Origin of the sequence: Sphingobium anseongense (assembly GCF_037725245.1) — a bacterium.
GTDB lineage: Bacteria > Pseudomonadota > Alphaproteobacteria > Sphingomonadales > Sphingomonadaceae > Sphingobium.
This window is the reverse complement of the sequence record NZ_JBBJUL010000005.1, coordinates 122,218-138,263: the sequence shown is the minus strand read 5'-3', so window position 1 is coordinate 138,263 and position 16,046 is coordinate 122,218. Positions and strand designations below refer to the sequence as shown.

Below are 16,046 nucleotides of genomic sequence, written 5' to 3'. Positions count from 1 at the left end.
TTGACCGCATCCCCCAATCTCGATCTTGTCCAGGGCTTCACCATTACGGCTCGGCATGCGCGCGGCCGGGTGGTTCGACTTGGCCCGCTGCTCAATCAGGTCCTTGCCGCGCACGCTTATCCCCCGCCCATCGAGCGGCTGCTCGCGTCCGCGCTGGTGCTGGCGGCGCTGCTTGGCAACACGCTCAAGGATGCTGGTGGCCAGCTGACTTTGCAGGCGCAGAACCAGCATGGTGTCGTCAGCCTGCTGGTCGCCGACTACAAGGCCGGCGAACTGCGCGGCTATGCCAAGTTCGACGCCGATCGCCTGGCCGAACTCGGGCCGGACCCGACCCTGTTCGGCCTGTTCGGCAAGGGTTATCTCGCCATCACTTTCGACCAGGCGATAACCGGCGAGCGCTATCAGGGGATCGTGCCGCTCGACGGCGAATCGCTGGCTAAGGCGGCCGAACATTATTTCTTCCAGTCCGAACAGATTCCCAGCATCGTCCATATCGCAACGCGCCATGATCCGGGCGAAGGGTGCGTCGCTGCGGGCATGCTGCTCCAGCACCTGCCCGAAGGCGAAGTCGGACGCGAGCGGTTGCATGTTCGCCACGATCATCCCGAATGGGAACATGTCCAGGCGCTGGCAAACACCCTGCAGGATGCTGAACTGACCGATCCGGCCTTGCCTCTGCCCGACATCGTCTGGCGGCTGTTCCATGAGGAAGCCGAAGTGCGCGTGACCGATCCCGCTCCGCTGGTGAAGGGATGCCGGTGCAACATCGCCCATATCCGCGAGGTGATCGGCAGCTTCCCGGCCACCGAACGGACCGAAATGGCCGATAGCGACGGGATCATCACCGTCGATTGCGCCTTTTGCTCGCGGCTGTTCCCGGTCGGGCTCAAAAGTTTTCCCGCCCCCTGACCTGCATCGTTTCGCACGCGTCATTTCCGATCTGGGCAGGCTGCGCCAATTTTGCTATGATGTTGCCGCAATTCTTCTGCATGAGCTGAGGAAGATGCGGGGCGCTTTCCTGTCATGCCAGCCGGAAAATCCGGGCATGAGCCATAAACTGGGTGCTAAAGACCATGTCGGCTATGCTGTTGCGCGTCCTTCCATCGGGCGTGGCTGCTATGATGATGGCGGGGCTGGCCGGTGCCGCGCAGGCGCCGCTGCCGGCAGCGCTGCAACGAGTAGAGCCGGGCGCTTGGGAATTGCGCCAGCGCGAGGATGGCAGCATCCGCCGGTTGTGCCTGGTCGATCCGCAGCAGTTGCTCCAGCTTCAACATCCCGGCGCCATTTGCCGGCGCTATACCGCTATCAACACCGCTGAATCGATCGCCGTCAGCTATGATTGCGGCGGCGCGGGCGGGGGCCGTACGGACGTGCGCATCGAAACCGCCCGGCTGGTCCAGATCCGTTCCGAAGGCGTGGCGGGCGGCGCGCCCTTTTCCCTGGCGATGGAAGGGCGACGGGTCGGCACATGCCGCTGACCAGGCGGCTTGCGCTAGCCCTGCCGGGGCGTTAGCGCACGGCCATGGTCGCACAACAAGGAAAATTCGCGGTCGTCCTGCTGTCGGGCGGCCTGGACTCGATGGTTGCCGGGGGTCTGGCGCGCGAAGCGGGCTATCGCATCCTCGCGCTCACCATTGACTATAACCAGCGTCACCGCGTCGAATTGCGCGCTGCCGACCGGGTCGCCACGGCGCTTAACGCGATGCGGCACATCATCCTGCCGCTCGATCTCACCGCCTTTGGCGGATCGGCGCTTACCGCCGATATCGCCGTGCCCAAGGGCGGCGTCGGCGACGACATCCCGGTCACCTATGTGCCCGCTCGCAACACCATCTTCCTGTCGCTCACGCTGGGCCTTGCCGAAGTGTCGGGCGCCAACGACATCTTCATCGGCGTCAATGCGCTCGATTATTCAGGCTATCCCGATTGCCGTCCCGAATTCATAGACGCGTTCCAGGCCATGGCCGCACTGGCGACCAAAGCGGGGGTGGAGGGTCAGCCGATCCGTATCCAGGCGCCGCTACAACATATGAGCAAGGCCGACATCGTGCGCGAAGCCGATCGCCTCGGCCTTGATGCCGGCATGAGCTGGTCCTGCTACGACCCGACCCCTGAAGGGCTGCATTGCGGCCGCTGCGACAGCTGCCGCCTGCGCGCCAAGGGGTTCGATGAAGCCGGGCTGCCCGATCCCACCCGATACGCCGTTCGGCCATGAGCGTGCTGCGATGACCTATGCGGTCAAGGAAATGTTCCTGACATTGCAGGGCGAAGGCGTGCATTCGGGCCGTCGCGCGGTATTTCTGCGCTTTGCCGGCTGCAATTTGTGGAGCGGACGGGAAGTCGATCGCGCTGAGGCGATATGCCGCTTTTGCGACACCGATTTCGTCGGGACGGACGGCGATGGCGGCGGCAAGTTCGCACAGGCGCCAGCTCTTGCCGCCGCCGCCGCCGCCCTTTGGGGAAACGGCGCCGACGGGCGCTATATCGTCCTGACCGGCGGCGAGCCGATGCTGCAGGTCGATGATGCGCTGGTCGATGCGCTGCATCAGGCCGGTTTCACCATTGCGATCGAAAGCAACGGCACGCTGCCCGTCCACCCCGGCATCGACTGGATCTGCATCAGCCCCAAGGCGGGCAGCACCGTGGTGCAGACGCGCGGCAATGAACTCAAGCTGGTGTGGCCGCAGCCGGGCGGCGGGCATTGCGCGGCCGATCTGGCGGCGATGGAAAGCTGGGCCTTCGACCATTTCCTCGTCCAGCCGCTTGACGATTGCCACGCGCAAGCCAATGCCCGCGCCGCGATCGACTTCGTACTCGCCCGCCCGCGCTGGCGGCTCACCGTCCAGGCGCATAAATATATGGGCCTGCGCTAACCATCCGCTCGGTCCTAGGGCTGCGGCTTGACCGACACCGGGTTCCAAACCTGCTGGCATTGCGCGACCAGCCGCCCCTTTTTCCAGCATTTTGGGTCAAACGAGGGCAGCGAAACCTTGTAGCTTCTGCCCGGATCGCCATAAACCTGCTCGCCGCTGTACACGAGCGACTTCTTGATCATGGCAAGGCCGCCGCGCGCAACTTCGTTCAGCTTGCCGCGATCGGCGAAGATCGCCTGCCGACCCACCTCGGCCGCCGCCATGCAAAAGCCGCGCTGCGCCTGAACGGTCGAATAGCCCGAATAGATGCGCGTGCCATATTGGTCGGACGCTGCCTGACCCGGCTTGCCCTTGCCCGCGGTGCGCTGGAAGTAGGCGAGCAGCACCTTTTGCGCGTTGTCCATTTCGACATCATGATGCGCGATCATCGCATTATAATTGCTGATCGCCAGCAGCGTCGGCTCGAACTGGCATTGCAATGCGGCAACGTTGAGCGCCGCCCGCAAATTCCACACCATCCCCGCTTTCAGTTCCGCCGGCGTCGCGCCGGGCAGGCCAAGCGCGACCGGCGCGGTGGCGTCAGTCAGCGGCGCGGCGGACAGATCGGGCGGTGTCCAGAAAAATTGCGCGGCCGCCGGATGCGCCGTCAGCGCAGCCGCGCAGGCCAGCGCGGCGCTCAGGGAGCGTATCGATCGCGACGATGACATGGCAGGACGTCCTTCCCCGGTGATTAGGCGCGGCATGCGCCGCTGTCGTGATCTTTATCATGCGCCATGGCGGATATATTGGATCTGAACAACCGGCGCCCGGCAGTCCGGCCGCTATTGATCGGCCAGCACTTCATCATTGCCGACGACGGGTGCCTGGCCGGCGTCCGGGGCCTTTGTCTCGTTGGTCGGGACCGCGCCGTTGTTGTCGGGCAGAGCGATCGAGGTCCCTTCGCTCTGCACGCCGTCAAGGTCGGTCATGGCGTCGGTGGCCGTGCCGTCGACCACTTCCAAATCCTTCATCTGCACGCTGTTGCCGTCCTTTGGCCCGCTGCCACAGGCGCTGAGCATCAGGCCGGCGGCCGATATCATGATGGCGAAGGCAGTCCTTGCGGCCGGGCGCATGCGTGTCTCCTCGACGTATGACGATAGCCCGGTGGCCCCACCCCCCAAGCGGAACGCGGACCCTAACCGCCTGTATCGCATTGCTCAACCCCTTCGGGGCATTTGCGTAAGCCCGTGAGAAAGGCCGGGAAATGTGCGGCAAGGGCCAAGTCGAGCGCTGGCATCGAGACCGGCAGGCCAAGCGCGGCGATGCTGGTGACAGGATAATCGCTGATGCCGCACGGCACGATGCCCGTGAAATGCGACAGGTCGGGATCGACGTTGATCGCAAATCCGTGCAGCGTCACCCATCGACGCACCCGCACGCCCAACGCCCCGATCTTCGCCTCGCGCCCCTGCGCGTCGTCGGTCCATATGCCGATCCGTCCGTCGGCGCGCCGCGCGGCGACGCCCAGGTCGGCGAGCGCGGCGATCATCCAGCTTTCGAGACCATGCACGAAATTGCGGACGTCGCGGCCACGCGCGCCCAGGTCGATGTTGAGATAGCCGATTCGCTGGCCCGGCCCATGATAGGTGTAGCGCCCGCCGCGCCCGGCCTGATGCACGGGAAACCGCGGGTCGAGCAGCTCTGAAGTGTCGGCGCTGGTGCCGGCGGTGTAGAGCGCAGGATGCTGCAACAGCCATACCCGTTCGCCCGCTTCGCCGGCGGCGATGGCGGCGGCGCGCGCTTCCATATCGTCCAGCGCATCCACATAGTCCACCAGTTCGGGCGACACGCGCCATTCGACGGTGTCGGCGGCCGGCGGGGCGGCCAGGGGTACGGGACGCGGGGCAGGGTTCTGTGTCATGCGCCTTCCTTGACTTGGCGCAGGCGAGCGATCAAGTCTCCCCCGCATCGCGCAGGGACCGGACATACATATGGGCAAGCTATCGATCGGCAAGGCGTGGGAGGAAAGCGTCGCCTTCGTCGCGCGTGAAAGCACGCTGTTGCTGCCTGTGGCGCTGCTGTTTGTCGCCCTTCCCAGCCTGATGCTGGAACAGCTGATGCCCCCCGGCCTGTCCGCATGGCTGCAAGCCGGGGGCGAGGGCGCGATGCCGCCGGTGCCGCTCGGTTTCTGGGCGGGCGCGTTGATGTCCATGATCCTGATGTGGTTCGGTTCGCTGGCGCTGTTCGCGCTTGCGCTGCGCCCCGGCATCAGCGTCGGCGAAGCGCTTCGCCTCAGCATCGCCCGGTTGCCGGTGCTGATCGGGGCGGCGCTTTTGATCATGGCGGGCATTTTCGCGCTGGTCCTGCTGGTGGCGCTGGTGGCGGTGATGCTTGCCTCCTTGTCCAAGCCGCTGGGGGCGGCGGTCGTCGCGCTGTTCAGCACGGCGCTGGTCGTGGCGGCGTTTTTCGGCGGCGTGCGGATGATCCTGCTCAATCCGGTGATCATCGACGGCACCATGGGGGTGCGGATGTCCATCCTTCGCGCATGGCATCTGACGCAAGGCCATTTCTGGCGGCTGCTGGCTTTCCTTGTGCTGCTCCTAATGCTGCTGGCGATCGTCAGCAGCGCGGCGCAGACGGTGGTGGGCGTCCTCGCCGGCATAGTCGCGGGGCCGGCCACCGCCAAGCTTGCCGGCGGCATCGCCGGCGCGCTGGTGACGACATTGGTGCAGCTCTACATGCTGGTGATGATCGCGCGCCTCTATCGCCAGGCGCAGGATGCGGCCTAATCCAGCAGCAGCGGAATGTGCGGCGCGGCCTCGCGCGGCAGGACACCCAACAGGCGGGGATCGTCGAAAGTCTCTATTTCCCGCTTGAACGGCACGAAGCCCGATTTGCGATAGAAACCCAGCGCCCTGGGATCATCGAGCGTGCAGGTGTGGACCCGGATCCGTTCCACCCCCTTGCGCCAGGCCAGCGCCTTGGCCTGCCCCATCAACCACCGGCCATGGCCCTTGCCGGTCCATTCGGGGACAAGCCCTAAAAAGCTCAGTTCGCATTCGCCCGCGACCCGGAAATCCAGTTCCAGCATCCCGACCTCTATGCCGCGCGGATCGACGACGGCGTAAATCGCCACGGCCGGGTCATGGATGATCGCCAGCACGTCCGCGTCGGGCAGGACCAGTCGGGAAAACCACAACCATGGTTCACCCACCCGGCGGAACAGCGCGCGGTAGGCATCGAGCGTGGGCTGCTTCCACGGCGCCAGGCGCAGCGGCGCGGGCGGGATCGGCGCGGGCAGCGGGCGCCGGGTCATTTCCAGATGGGTGACGATCGTCGCGATCTGCCGGTTGGCGATCCCTATCAATCCCATGGCGTCAGGCTCATCGGTTCAGCGCCAGCTCGCCATCGGCGGCAAACTCATCAATATCGCTTCGATATTGCCGCCGGTCTTTAGCCCGAACAACGTGCCGCGATCATGTACCAGGTTGAATTCGGCATAGCGGCCGCGCCATTCGAGCATCCGCTGATAGTCCTCCTTACTCCATGCCATGTCCATCCGCCGCCGCACGATCGGCGGATAGGCGGCCAGAAACGCCTCGCCCACCGCGCGGGTAAAGGCGAAATTCGCGTCGAAATCGCCTTCGAGATGATCGAAGAAGATGCCGCCCACGCCGCGATGCACGCCTCTGTGCGGGATGAAGAAATAATCGTCCGCCCACGCCTTGAAGCGTTCGTAATAGTCCTGGCCATGCGCGTCACAGGCACCCTTGAGCGCGGCATGGAAATCGGCCGTGTCCTGGGCTTGCGGTATGGGCGGATTGAGGTCGGCGCCGCCGCCGAACCATCGCTTCGTCGTGACCAGGAAGCGCGTGTTCATATGAACCGCTGGGACATGCGGGTTGGCCATGTGCGCGACCAGGCTGATACCGGTCGCGAAGAAGGCGGGGTCCTCGGCCGCGCCATGAATGCTCTTGGCGAAATCGGCGCTGAACGCGCCGCCGACGGTCGACACGTTGACCCCGACCTTCTCGAATATCTTGCCTTTCATCACGCCGCGCACGCCACCGCCGCCTTCGCCGGGCGTCAGGCCGTCCGCCTCGCGTTGCCAGGGGGTATAGGCAAAGCGCGCATCGCTCCCGGCCTCGCGCTCGATCGCCTCGAACGCGGCGCAAATCCGTGTCCGAAGCGATTCGAACCAGCTTCGCGCCGCCTGCTGCTGGTCGTCGAGCGCCATCATCGCCATATTCCTTGCTTCAGTCCGGGGTTCAGCCCTGGTCGATCCGCGCGATGCCCCCGGCACGACCCACAATCAAGAGGGCATATTGACGCGGGCCCCGCGATCTGGTCGGACGCACCGTGATGAAGACGCGGAACGACAGATGGGGCCACGGGATATGACGGGCCGCGTGCGGGGCTGGCTGCGGCGGGCCGATCGGTCCGTGCCCGGGCGCCGCTTTCCGCTGCGCGCGCTCGTCGGCGGCGACCGGCGCGCCAATCAGGACCATGTCCGCGCGCTCGCCAAGACGGTTACCATCCATCCGCACATGGCGGTGACGCGCGTCCTTGGCCGCTACAAAATGTATGTCGATCCGTCCGACTATGCGATCTCGGTGCATCTGATGTTCGATGGCTATTGGGAAATGTGGCTGACCGAAGAGATCGCTCGCACTGTTCAACCCGGCATGATCACTGCCGATATCGGCGCGAATCTGGGCTATTTCACGCTGCTGATGGCCGACCTGGTCGGTCCGCAGGGCCGCGTCGTCGCGTTCGAACCCAATGGGCAGGTCACCGCCCTCCTGCGCCGCAGCCTTCACGCCAACGGGTTCGAGGATCGCGTTGCGATCGCCTCCGATCCGCTGGGACGGACCAGCGGCGAACCGGTGAACCTCTACTTCAACCCCGAACAGGCCGGCGGCGCGTTCGTGACGTCGGGAAAGCGCGACGATTTCAGCGTGGGCGTGGCGATGACCACCCGCCGGTTCGACGATCATCCCGACGCGCCGCGCGTCGCTTTCGCCAAGATCGACGCCGAAGGCAGCGAGGAAGCGATCTGGGCGGGCATGGCCGGCGCGCTGGCGGGCACGGCTTTGCGCACGGTGGTGATGGAATATTGCGGTTGCCGCTACACCGACCCGCCCGGCTTCGTCGCCGCGATGACCGCGCATGGTTTCACGCTGGCGCTGCTGGAACCCGACCGCGGGCTCGTGCCGGTGACGGCCGAGCAACTGCTCGCCGCCGATCCGATGCGCGAATGGCTGCTGGTCCTTAGACGTTAAGCGATTCGCTATTCGGGGAAGCTGTCCGTCTGGCGCAGGGCCTCGGCCAGCGCGATTCCGGTCGACACCGCGATATTGAGCGAGCGGAACCCCGCCGCCATCGGAATACGCACGCGAAGGTCGACGCTGTCGCGCACATCGTCGGGCACGCCCGCCCCTTCCGATCCCATCAGCAGCACGTCGTTGGGGCGAAACGCCACCTGCGGCAAGCGGACCGATGCGTGGCTGCTCATCAGTGCGATGCGCCGCCCCGCCGCGCGTTGCACCTGCGCAAATGCCGCGTAATTGGCGTGGCGGGTCACATCCGCGGCCGCGCCATAATCCATCGCCGCCCGTTTGAGCTTCGCGTCGGAAAAGGCGAATCCTGTCGGCATGATGATGTCGACCGGCACCGCGAAGCACGCCGCCAGACGCAGGATCGCGCCGACATTGCCGGCGATTTCGGGTTGGTAGAGAGCGATACGCATGGTCCTGCGCATAATGCACTGCGGCAAATTGTCATAGCCTGCCCCAAATTGCTGTTGGCAAAGTGGGGGTCCTGTGGCTATCAGGCCCGCGAACCACGCCGGGGGAAAGCGGGGGCCGTTTCGCATGAGCGCCCAAATCCCTTGATAATCATAGCCGGGCACGGCAATGCGGCGCGGATCAGGGACGGTCTTGCAAGGGTCAAGGTGCATGGCGAGCGTTGAGCATATGGATAGCGAATCTCTGTCGGGTGAAGACGGCGTGCGTCGCCGCGACTTCATCAATATCGCCGCCGTCAGCTTTGCCGGCGTCGGTGCGGTTGCTGTCGTGCTGCCGCTCGTCAACCAGATGAACCCCAGCGCCGACGTGCTGGCGCAGGCATCGACCGAGGTCGACCTGTCCGCGATCAAGCCGGGCATGGCGATCAAGACCACTTTCCGCAGCCAGCCGCTGTTCGTGCGTCATCTGACGCCCAAGGAAATCGCCGAGGCGGACAAGGTGAACGCCTCGACCCTGCGTGATCCGCAGACGCTGGAAGAACGGGTCGTGGACGGCAAGAAGGAATGGCTGATCACCATGGGCGTCTGCACCCATCTGGGGTGTGTGCCACTGGGCGCGGCCGAAGGCGAAAATCGCGGCGAATTCGGCGGCTATTTCTGCCCCTGCCACGGTTCGCACTATGATACCGCCGGTCGCATCCGCAAGGGCCCCGCGCCGCTGAACCTGGAGGTGCCCAAATACGCCTTCACGTCCGACACCGCCATTCTCGTAGGCTGAGGTAAGAACCCATGAGCTTTCCCTGGGCTGAGCATTATACCCCCAAGCACCCCGTGATGCAGTGGGTTGATGAGAAGCTGCCGCTTCCGCGCCTCGTCTACAACGCCGTCGGCGCGGGCTATCCCGTGCCGCGCAACCTCAATTATTTCTGGAACTTCGGCGTATTGGCCGGCCTCGCGCTGGTCATCCAGATCGTCACCGGCGTCATCATGGCGATGCATTATGGCGCCAATGACCTGGTCGCCTTCGCTACCGTCGAACATACGATGCGCGACGTCAATTCGGGCTGGCTGATGCGCTATGCCCACGCCAACGGCGCCAGCTTCTTCTTCATCGTCGTCTATCTCCACATCTTCCGGGGGCTCTACTTCGGCTCCTACAAGGCGCCGCGTGAAATGGTGTGGCTGCTCGGGCTCGTCATCTTCCTGCTGATGATGGCGACGGCGTTCATGGGCTATGTCCTCCCCTGGGGCCAGATGTCCTATTGGGGCGCGAAGGTGATTACCGGCCTGTTCGGCGCCATCCCGGTCGTGGGCGAACCGATCCAGACCTGGCTGCTGGGCGGTTTCGCTCCGGGCAACGCCTCCTTGAACCGCTTCTTCTCGCTGCACTTCCTGCTCCCCTTCGTGATTGCCGGTGTCATCATCCTGCACATCTGGGCATTGCATATTCCAGGGTCGTCGAACCCGACCGGCGTGGAAGTGAAGGGGCCGCAGGACACCGTGCCGTTCCATCCCTACTACACGGCCAAGGACGGCTTCGGGGCTGGCATCTTCCTGATCGCCTTCTCGATCCTGCTGTTCTTCGCCCCCAATTTCCTGGGCCACCCGGATAACTATATCGAGGCGAACCCGCTCTCGACCCCCGCGCACATCGTGCCGGAATGGTATTTCTGGCCCTTCTACGCCATTTTGCGCGCGTTCACCGTGGACTTCTTCTTCATCCCCGCAAAGCTGCTGGGCGTGCTGGCGATGTTCGCGTCGATCCTGCTGCTGTTCTTCCTGCCCTGGCTCGACACCTCGCCGGTGCGGTCGGGCAAATACCGGCCGACCTTCAACAAATTCTTCTGGATCCTCTGCATCGACGTGCTGATCCTGGGCTGGTTGGGCGGCGCACCGGCGCAAGAACCCTATGTCATGATGAGCCAGGTTGCTTCGGCCTATTATTTCGCCCACTTCCTGATCATCCTTCCGCTGATCTCGCGCTTTGAAAAGCCGCTGCCGCTGCCCGGCTCGATCACCGAGGCCGTGCTCGCGAAATATGGCAAGACCGACGGCGCAACCGTCGCGGTCCCGGCCGAATAAGGGGTAGATAAGACCATGGTTCGCATTGGCGCATTCCTCGTCGGCCTCTTCTTTGCAGGCTGGCTGTTCATTTCCTTCCTGATCGGCGCGGTGGCTTATGTCTCCGAGCCGCCGGTGCCTACGGTGGAACATGAGTTCCACCTGGCGCCCAAGCATGTATCCTACTCGTTCGACGGACCGTTCGGCTCCTATGACCGGGCGCAGCTTCAGCGCGGCTTCCAGGTCTTCAAGGAAGTCTGCTCCGCCTGCCACAGCCTGAAGTTCGTCGCTTTCCGCGACCTCGAGGCGCTTGGCTATAACGAGCCGGAGATCAAGGCGATCGCCAAGCAGTGGGCGATCAAGGCGCCCTCGATCGATCCCGCGACCGGCGAAGCCGCAACGCGCGAGCCGGTGCCCGCCGATCATTTCCCCAAGCCCTTCGCGAACAATGTCGCGGCGGCGGCGGCGAACAATAATGCGATCCCGCCAGACCTGTCGCTGATGACCAAGGCACGCCATCACGGCACCGCCTATGTCTATTCGCTACTGACGGGCTATCAGAACCAGCCTGCCGCCCTGCTCAAGCATTTCCCCGACGCCAAGACCCCGGCGGGGCTGCACTACAACCCCTATTTCGCCAACCTCAACCTCGCGATGGCGCCGCCGCTGACCGCCGAAGGCCAGGTCACCTATGGTGACGGCACCAAGCCGACCGTGGATCAGATGGCCAAGGACGTGGCCGCCTTCCTGACCTGGACCGCCGAGCCGAAGCTGGAAAACCGCCGCCGCGCGGGTCTGGCGACGATCGTCTTCCTGCTGATCGCCACCGGCCTTGCCTATATGTCCTACCAGAATATCTGGGCGGACAAGAAGAAGGCCTGACCGGCAAGGCGGCGACGCTTTGCATGACACGCGATAGGGGCGTGGTTCCGAACCGGGACCGCGCCCCTTTTCATATGGAGGACATCCATGACCGATGATCGTCTTGCGTCGCTGGTGCGCACCATCCCCGATTTCCCCACGCCGGGCATTCAGTTTCGCGACATCACAACGTTGCTTGCCGACCGGGCCGGTTTTTCGACATTGATCGAGCGCATGGCCACGATCGCCCGGCCGTTTGATGGCGATCTGGTCGTCGGCATAGAGGCGCGGGGCTTCATCCTCGGCGCGGCGCTTGCCCATGCGCTGGGCACGGGTTTCGTGCCGGTGCGAAAGGCCGGCAAGCTGCCAGGCCGGGCGGTGGGCATCGACTATGCCCTCGAATATGGCAGCGACCGGCTCGAAATCCATGATGGCCAGGTAGCGCCCGGCGCGCGGGTGCTGCTGGTCGATGATCTGATCGCGACGGGCGGTACGGCGCTCGCCGCCGCGCATCTGCTGCGAGAACAGGGGGCGATAGTCCTCCAGGCGATCTTTGCGATCGACTTGTCGGATCTGGGGGGCCTGGCGGCGCTGACGACGAATGGCATCGCGGCGCAGGCGGTCATGGCATTCGACGGCGATTAAGTCTGCGGAAAGGGCATCGGGAGCATGGCTCCGGCACCCTGATGCCTATCGGCAGGGCGTTCGATCTGCTCCCAGGGCGCTCTGTATCAGCCCCGGCCGCCAATATCGGCGAAGCGGGCCTTGGCGATCTGCTGGAGTTGCAGCACGTCCTTGCGTGCCTGGAGGAAGCGGCGGGGGTTGATGGCTTCCCCGTTCAGGCGGACCTCGAAATGCAGATGGGTGCCGGTCGATCGGCCGGTCGATCCCATGCGGCCGATGGCGTCGCCGCGCGCGACCGCCTGACCGACGCGGCTGCCGGCGTGCGACAGGTGCGCATAGCGCGTCATCAAGCCGTTGCCATGATCGACCTCGACGACATTGCCATAGCCCTGGCGCTGGCCGACGAAGCTGATCCTGCCGCGCGCGGCGGCCAGGATCGGCTGGCCGTGGCGACCGGGGAAATCGATGCCCGAATGGAAGGCGGCATGGCCGTTGAAGGGGTCGCGGCGATAGCCGTAGGAACTCGACAGCATCGGCGTCGCGGTGGGCTGGCCCGAGGGGATGGCGACCAGGCTGCGCTCGAGAAATTCCATGCGCGCGAGTGCGACCGCCAGCGCCTTGAGGTCGCCGGACAGCGCTGCTTCGCCCCGCCATGGCACGAACGGGCCACCCTGCGCGCGTGCGGCGCCGCGCGCCAGCATGTCGGGGTTGAGGCCGAAGCTGCGGATGGCGGCCGCGGCCTTTTCGGCACGACGCTCGACCGCGCCGGTCAGCGTCCGTGCGAAGCGCTGCTGACGCTGCTCGATTCGCAGCAGCGGCGTGGCCTGGGGACCGGCGCTGATCCTGGTCGTCTTGACGGGCGCGGCATCCTTGTCGCTGTCGGCCCGATCGACCAGGTCGGCCTCGCTGGCGGCGTCATCGCCGAAGTGGGTTTTGTAGAGATCGTCCATGAAATCCTGGCGCGTCTCCAACTCCCTGGCCAGCGCACCGACCGATCGGCGATAGGCGTCGACCTGGCCGGCCTGGCTGGCGACCGCCTTGCCGTGCGCGGCGATCGCGGCGCGTTCGCGCGCCAGGGCGGCGCTGTCTGCACCCACGTTCAGCGCCAGTGCGCCGAGGCCCAGCAGGCCGAAGGAAAGCGTCGCCAGCGACAGCAGTTGCACGCGCGGGGTCAACCGGATGAACCGGATATCCTTCCCCGACCGAAGGTAAATTTCGCGTTCTGGCAATAGGCGGGCGGCCATTTGCGCGATACACGCGGAAATCCGCCTTTGTTGTTTTTTCAGCACAGTCGACCCGATTTATTTTGCGAGTCGAGCTGCTACCAGAGCGCCTGCGGTCAAGCGAATCGGTCGCCACGGAGTCGTGACGAGTCGAGCGATCGGCGCGCCAAAACGAGCGAATGCCCCAATTGTTCCCGATATTTCAGCAAAAATCGCGCTGGCTTACATTGTGCGGCGCGGCAGTTTTTCCTCGCCCAACAGCAAGGCTACGTCGCTCGCGGCTACCGCAGCGCCAAAATAAAATCCCTGGCCATATTGGCAGCCGCCGGCGCGCAGATAGTCGACCTGCTGCGCATTCTCTATTCCTTCCGCAACGGTGCGGATGCCCAGGCTATAGGCGAGGTTCAGCACGGTGCGGATGATCGCCGCGTCGTCGGGATTGGTCTGCAATTCGCGTACGAAGCGCTGGTCGATCTTGATGATGTCGATCGGAAATTGCTTGAGGTGCGACAGCGAAGCGTAGCCAGTGCCGAAATCGTCGAGCGCGATCGACAGGCCGGCCTGGCTCAACCGGTGCAGCGTTCGGCCCACGCTGTCGGCATTGCGCCCCAGGAAGACCGATTCGGTCATCTCCAGTTCGATCATCCCGGTGGGCACCTGCGCTTCGGCCAGCCGCCCCAGCAGACGTTCGGCAAAGCCGTCGTCATACAGATCGACGCCCGACACGTTGATCGCGACATGGCCGACGTCGATGCCGGCACCGAGCCACCGCCGGCAATCGGCGATGACGCCGTCGACCACCCGGTCGGTGATCGCCCGGCCCAGTTCGGCATGTTCGAAAGCGGCGGCAACATCGGCCGGCATCAGCGGGCCGCCGTCGGCATGGGTGCCGCGCAACAGCGCTTCGAAGCCGATGATCCGTCCGGTGGCGAGATGGACCTTGGGCTGATACCATGGCTCGGGCGACCCATGCGCCAGCGCCTGGCGGGCACGGTCGAGCATCCGCGCCTCGCGCTGCCACGATTCGAGCAGGGCCGGCTCGAACAGGACGGCGCGTCCGCGCCCGTTATTCTTCGCTTCGTACAACGCGATGTCGGCATGCTTCATCAGTTCGTCGATGGCGCAGCCACGATCGGGCAGCAGGGCATCGGGGAACAGGGCCACGCCCATGCTGACCCGGCATTCGATCGTGCGGGCGCGATAGGGCAGCGGCGCGTGCAGGGTTGCGGTCATGCGCGACAGGATGGCATCGAGGTCGCGCGGGTCGCGCAGCCGGGTCAGCAGGACCGCGAACTCGTCCCCGCCCATCCGCGCCACCAGGTCGCCGGGTCGGACCGATCGTTTCAGCCGGTCCGCCACCGCACAAAGCAGCGCATCGCCGGCATCATGCCCGGCCGTATCGTTCACTCGCTTGAATTCGTCGACGTCGATCAGCAGCACCGACAACTGGCCTCGGCCTTCCGTCGTTGCGTCGACGGCCTGGGCGACGGCGGCCAGGAAATGCGGACGATTGGCCAGCCCTGTCAGCGCATCGGTCATGGCCAGCCGCTCCATCCGCTGCTCGGCTTCCTTGCGGTGGGTGATATCGACGAGGGTCGACATCATGCAGTCCTCGCCATCGATCAGGATCGATCGTGAGGAGATCAGCACGTCGCGCACGTCGCGGATGTCGCCATTGGGGTTGCGGATACGGCATTCGAAACTGTCCACCGCGCCGCCATGGCTGTCCATATGGGCCAGCATCGCGGCGCGCTGGGCGGCGTCGACATAATATTCGCTGGTGCTTGCCAGCGGCGCGCCCGTGCCATCGGCCAGATAGCGTTGGGCGGCGGCATTGGTGCGGATAACGCGCCCATCCCTGTATCCCACCACCAGGGGCAGGGGAATGGTGGCGAAAATCCTCTCCAGCGTATCCAGGCTGCGCGCCTGCGCCGCGCGTGCATCCTGCGCTTCGCGGCTGGCCGTCCATTCGAGCCGTTGCAGCCGGTTCATCCGCGCCACCGCGATCCACATGCCGCAATGCAGGATGGCCATCGCCAGCGCCATGCCCAGCATGGTGGGGCTGGCTGGGGCGGGCAGCAGATAGCCTGCGAGCAGCGCCGCCCCGCAGCCCAGGCCGCCGCCGACATTGCCGCGAAAACTGGTCGGCACGACGAGGTAGAAGACCAGCGGCAGCATTACCAGCACGAAGATGGCGATGTCGCTGCGCGAACTGACGAGGAAGGCAACGCCGATCGCGGTGACGATCTGCCAGGCAAAGCATATCCGTTCGACCGCCGCGAAGCTGGTCATGTGCCGCACGCCATAGAGGCAGACGAGCGACCATGAAATGACCGCGACGCGCGCAGGGATGGCGATGGAGAAGTGGGGCGTCCCGGCAAAGCGCCAGTCGGACAAGAGGAACAGCGCATTGAGCGCCGCCGACAGCAGGAACAGGTTGCGTGCGTGGCGCCGGCTCTCGGTCAACCGCGACGCCTGAAAAGCGGTTTCGCGGGTCTTGTCCCTGAATTCGCCGGTAAGGGTTGAAATCTGGTCCACTGGCCGCCCATGTTGCTAGCGCCCCGCAGGCGGAAGGCCACCATAATATCGGTATAGTTATCAAAACCCTAAGCGAGCGTTCACTATCCCGGTGCGTCCGGCCGTGCCCGTTGGCAGGCCGGCTTGACCGCCAGGAATGAC

Annotated in this window: 18 protein-coding genes; 10 read left to right on the top strand and 8 right to left on the bottom strand. The window is 65.0% G+C overall.

What is annotated here, in order from left to right; all coding sequences use genetic code 11:
- The 4 genes from hslO (at position 1) to queE (ending at position 2,873) form a co-directional block, all read left to right on the top strand.
- A complete protein-coding gene (gene hslO / locus WG908_RS08825) occupies positions 1–909 on the top strand; it encodes an Hsp33 family molecular chaperone HslO (RefSeq protein ID WP_340186376.1) in 909 nt (302 codons plus the stop codon).
- Positions 910–1,073: 164 nt separating this feature from the next.
- Positions 1,074–1,478, top strand: a complete 405-nt coding sequence (locus WG908_RS08820) for a hypothetical protein (protein WP_340186200.1) — start codon at positions 1,074–1,076, stop codon at positions 1,476–1,478.
- 44 nt (positions 1,479–1,522) lie between these two features.
- The gene (queC, locus tag WG908_RS08815; RefSeq protein ID WP_340186199.1) at positions 1,523–2,215 is read left to right on the top strand and encodes a 7-cyano-7-deazaguanine synthase QueC; all 693 of its coding nucleotides are present in this window, start codon (positions 1,523–1,525) and stop codon (positions 2,213–2,215) included.
- A gap of 10 nt (positions 2,216–2,225) precedes the next feature.
- Positions 2,226–2,873 carry a 7-carboxy-7-deazaguanine synthase gene (gene queE, locus WG908_RS08810; protein ID WP_340186375.1) on the top strand — a complete coding sequence of 216 codons (648 nt, stop codon included), beginning with the start codon at positions 2,226–2,228 and terminating at the stop codon, positions 2,871–2,873.
- Between the two features lie 14 nt (positions 2,874–2,887).
- On the opposite strand, the gene WG908_RS08805 is transcribed toward queE, so the two are convergent.
- The 3 genes from WG908_RS08805 to lipB form a co-directional block, all read right to left on the bottom strand.
- Positions 2,888–3,580 (bottom strand): hypothetical protein, encoded by a 693-nt coding sequence (locus WG908_RS08805; RefSeq protein WP_340186198.1) that lies wholly within the window; start codon positions 3,578–3,580, stop codon positions 2,888–2,890.
- A gap of 114 nt (positions 3,581–3,694) precedes the next feature.
- Complete coding sequence (locus WG908_RS08800; protein ID WP_340186197.1) at positions 3,695–3,985, bottom strand: hypothetical protein; 291 nt, start codon at positions 3,983–3,985, stop codon at positions 3,695–3,697.
- 62 nt (positions 3,986–4,047) lie between these two features.
- The gene (gene lipB, locus WG908_RS08795; RefSeq protein WP_340186196.1) at positions 4,048–4,773 is read right to left on the bottom strand and encodes a lipoyl(octanoyl) transferase LipB; all 726 of its coding nucleotides are present in this window, start codon (positions 4,771–4,773) and stop codon (positions 4,048–4,050) included.
- Positions 4,774–4,843: 70 nt separating this feature from the next.
- On the opposite strand from lipB, the gene WG908_RS08790 reads away from it, so the two are divergent.
- The gene (locus WG908_RS08790) at positions 4,844–5,641 is read left to right on the top strand and encodes a hypothetical protein (protein ID WP_340186195.1); all 798 of its coding nucleotides are present in this window, start codon (positions 4,844–4,846) and stop codon (positions 5,639–5,641) included.
- On the opposite strand, the gene WG908_RS08785 is transcribed toward WG908_RS08790, so the two are convergent.
- A complete protein-coding gene (locus tag WG908_RS08785) occupies positions 5,638–6,225 on the bottom strand; it encodes a GNAT family N-acetyltransferase (RefSeq protein ID WP_340186194.1) in 588 nt (195 codons plus the stop codon). The genes WG908_RS08790 and WG908_RS08785 overlap by 4 nt on opposite strands.
- An 18-nt stretch (positions 6,226–6,243) precedes the next feature.
- Positions 6,244–7,092 (bottom strand): oxygen-dependent coproporphyrinogen oxidase, encoded by an 849-nt coding sequence (gene hemF, locus WG908_RS08780; RefSeq protein ID WP_340186193.1) that lies wholly within the window; start codon positions 7,090–7,092, stop codon positions 6,244–6,246.
- A gap of 157 nt (positions 7,093–7,249) precedes the next feature.
- Here hemF and WG908_RS08775 point away from each other — a divergent pair, with 157 nt between their 5' ends.
- The gene (locus WG908_RS08775) at positions 7,250–8,134 is read left to right on the top strand and encodes an FkbM family methyltransferase (protein ID WP_340186192.1); all 885 of its coding nucleotides are present in this window, start codon (positions 7,250–7,252) and stop codon (positions 8,132–8,134) included.
- 8 nt (positions 8,135–8,142) lie between these two features.
- Here the strand turns inward: WG908_RS08775 and WG908_RS08770 are convergent, their stop codons facing one another.
- On the bottom strand, positions 8,143–8,601 hold the full coding sequence (locus WG908_RS08770; RefSeq protein WP_340186191.1) for a tRNA (cytidine(34)-2'-O)-methyltransferase: 459 nt from the start codon (positions 8,599–8,601) through the stop codon (positions 8,143–8,145).
- A 208-nt stretch (positions 8,602–8,809) separates the two neighbouring features.
- Between WG908_RS08770 and petA the strand changes: the two genes are divergently transcribed.
- The 4 genes from petA to WG908_RS08750 all read left to right on the top strand — a co-directional run bounded on the left by petA (position 8,810) and on the right by WG908_RS08750 (position 12,165).
- Positions 8,810–9,376 (top strand): ubiquinol-cytochrome c reductase iron-sulfur subunit, encoded by a 567-nt coding sequence (gene petA, locus WG908_RS08765; RefSeq protein WP_340186190.1) that lies wholly within the window; start codon positions 8,810–8,812, stop codon positions 9,374–9,376.
- An 11-nt stretch (positions 9,377–9,387) separates the two neighbouring features.
- Entirely contained in the window at positions 9,388–10,680 is a 1,293-nt protein-coding gene (locus WG908_RS08760; RefSeq protein ID WP_340186189.1) for a cytochrome b, read from the top strand.
- Positions 10,681–10,695: 15 nt separating this feature from the next.
- A complete protein-coding gene (locus WG908_RS08755; protein ID WP_340186188.1) occupies positions 10,696–11,541 on the top strand; it encodes a cytochrome c1 in 846 nt (281 codons plus the stop codon).
- 87 nt (positions 11,542–11,628) lie between these two features.
- On the top strand, positions 11,629–12,165 hold the full coding sequence (locus WG908_RS08750; RefSeq protein ID WP_340186187.1) for an adenine phosphoribosyltransferase: 537 nt from the start codon (positions 11,629–11,631) through the stop codon (positions 12,163–12,165).
- An 86-nt stretch (positions 12,166–12,251) separates the two neighbouring features.
- On the opposite strand, the gene WG908_RS08745 is transcribed toward WG908_RS08750, so the two are convergent.
- Both WG908_RS08745 and WG908_RS08740 read right to left on the bottom strand, forming a co-directional pair.
- A complete protein-coding gene (locus WG908_RS08745) occupies positions 12,252–13,433 on the bottom strand; it encodes a M23 family metallopeptidase (protein WP_340186186.1) in 1,182 nt (393 codons plus the stop codon).
- 156 nt (positions 13,434–13,589) lie between these two features.
- Positions 13,590–15,905 carry a putative bifunctional diguanylate cyclase/phosphodiesterase gene (locus WG908_RS08740; protein ID WP_340186185.1) on the bottom strand — a complete coding sequence of 772 codons (2,316 nt, stop codon included), beginning with the start codon at positions 15,903–15,905 and terminating at the stop codon, positions 13,590–13,592.
- Between the last annotated feature and the right edge of the window lie 141 nt (positions 15,906–16,046).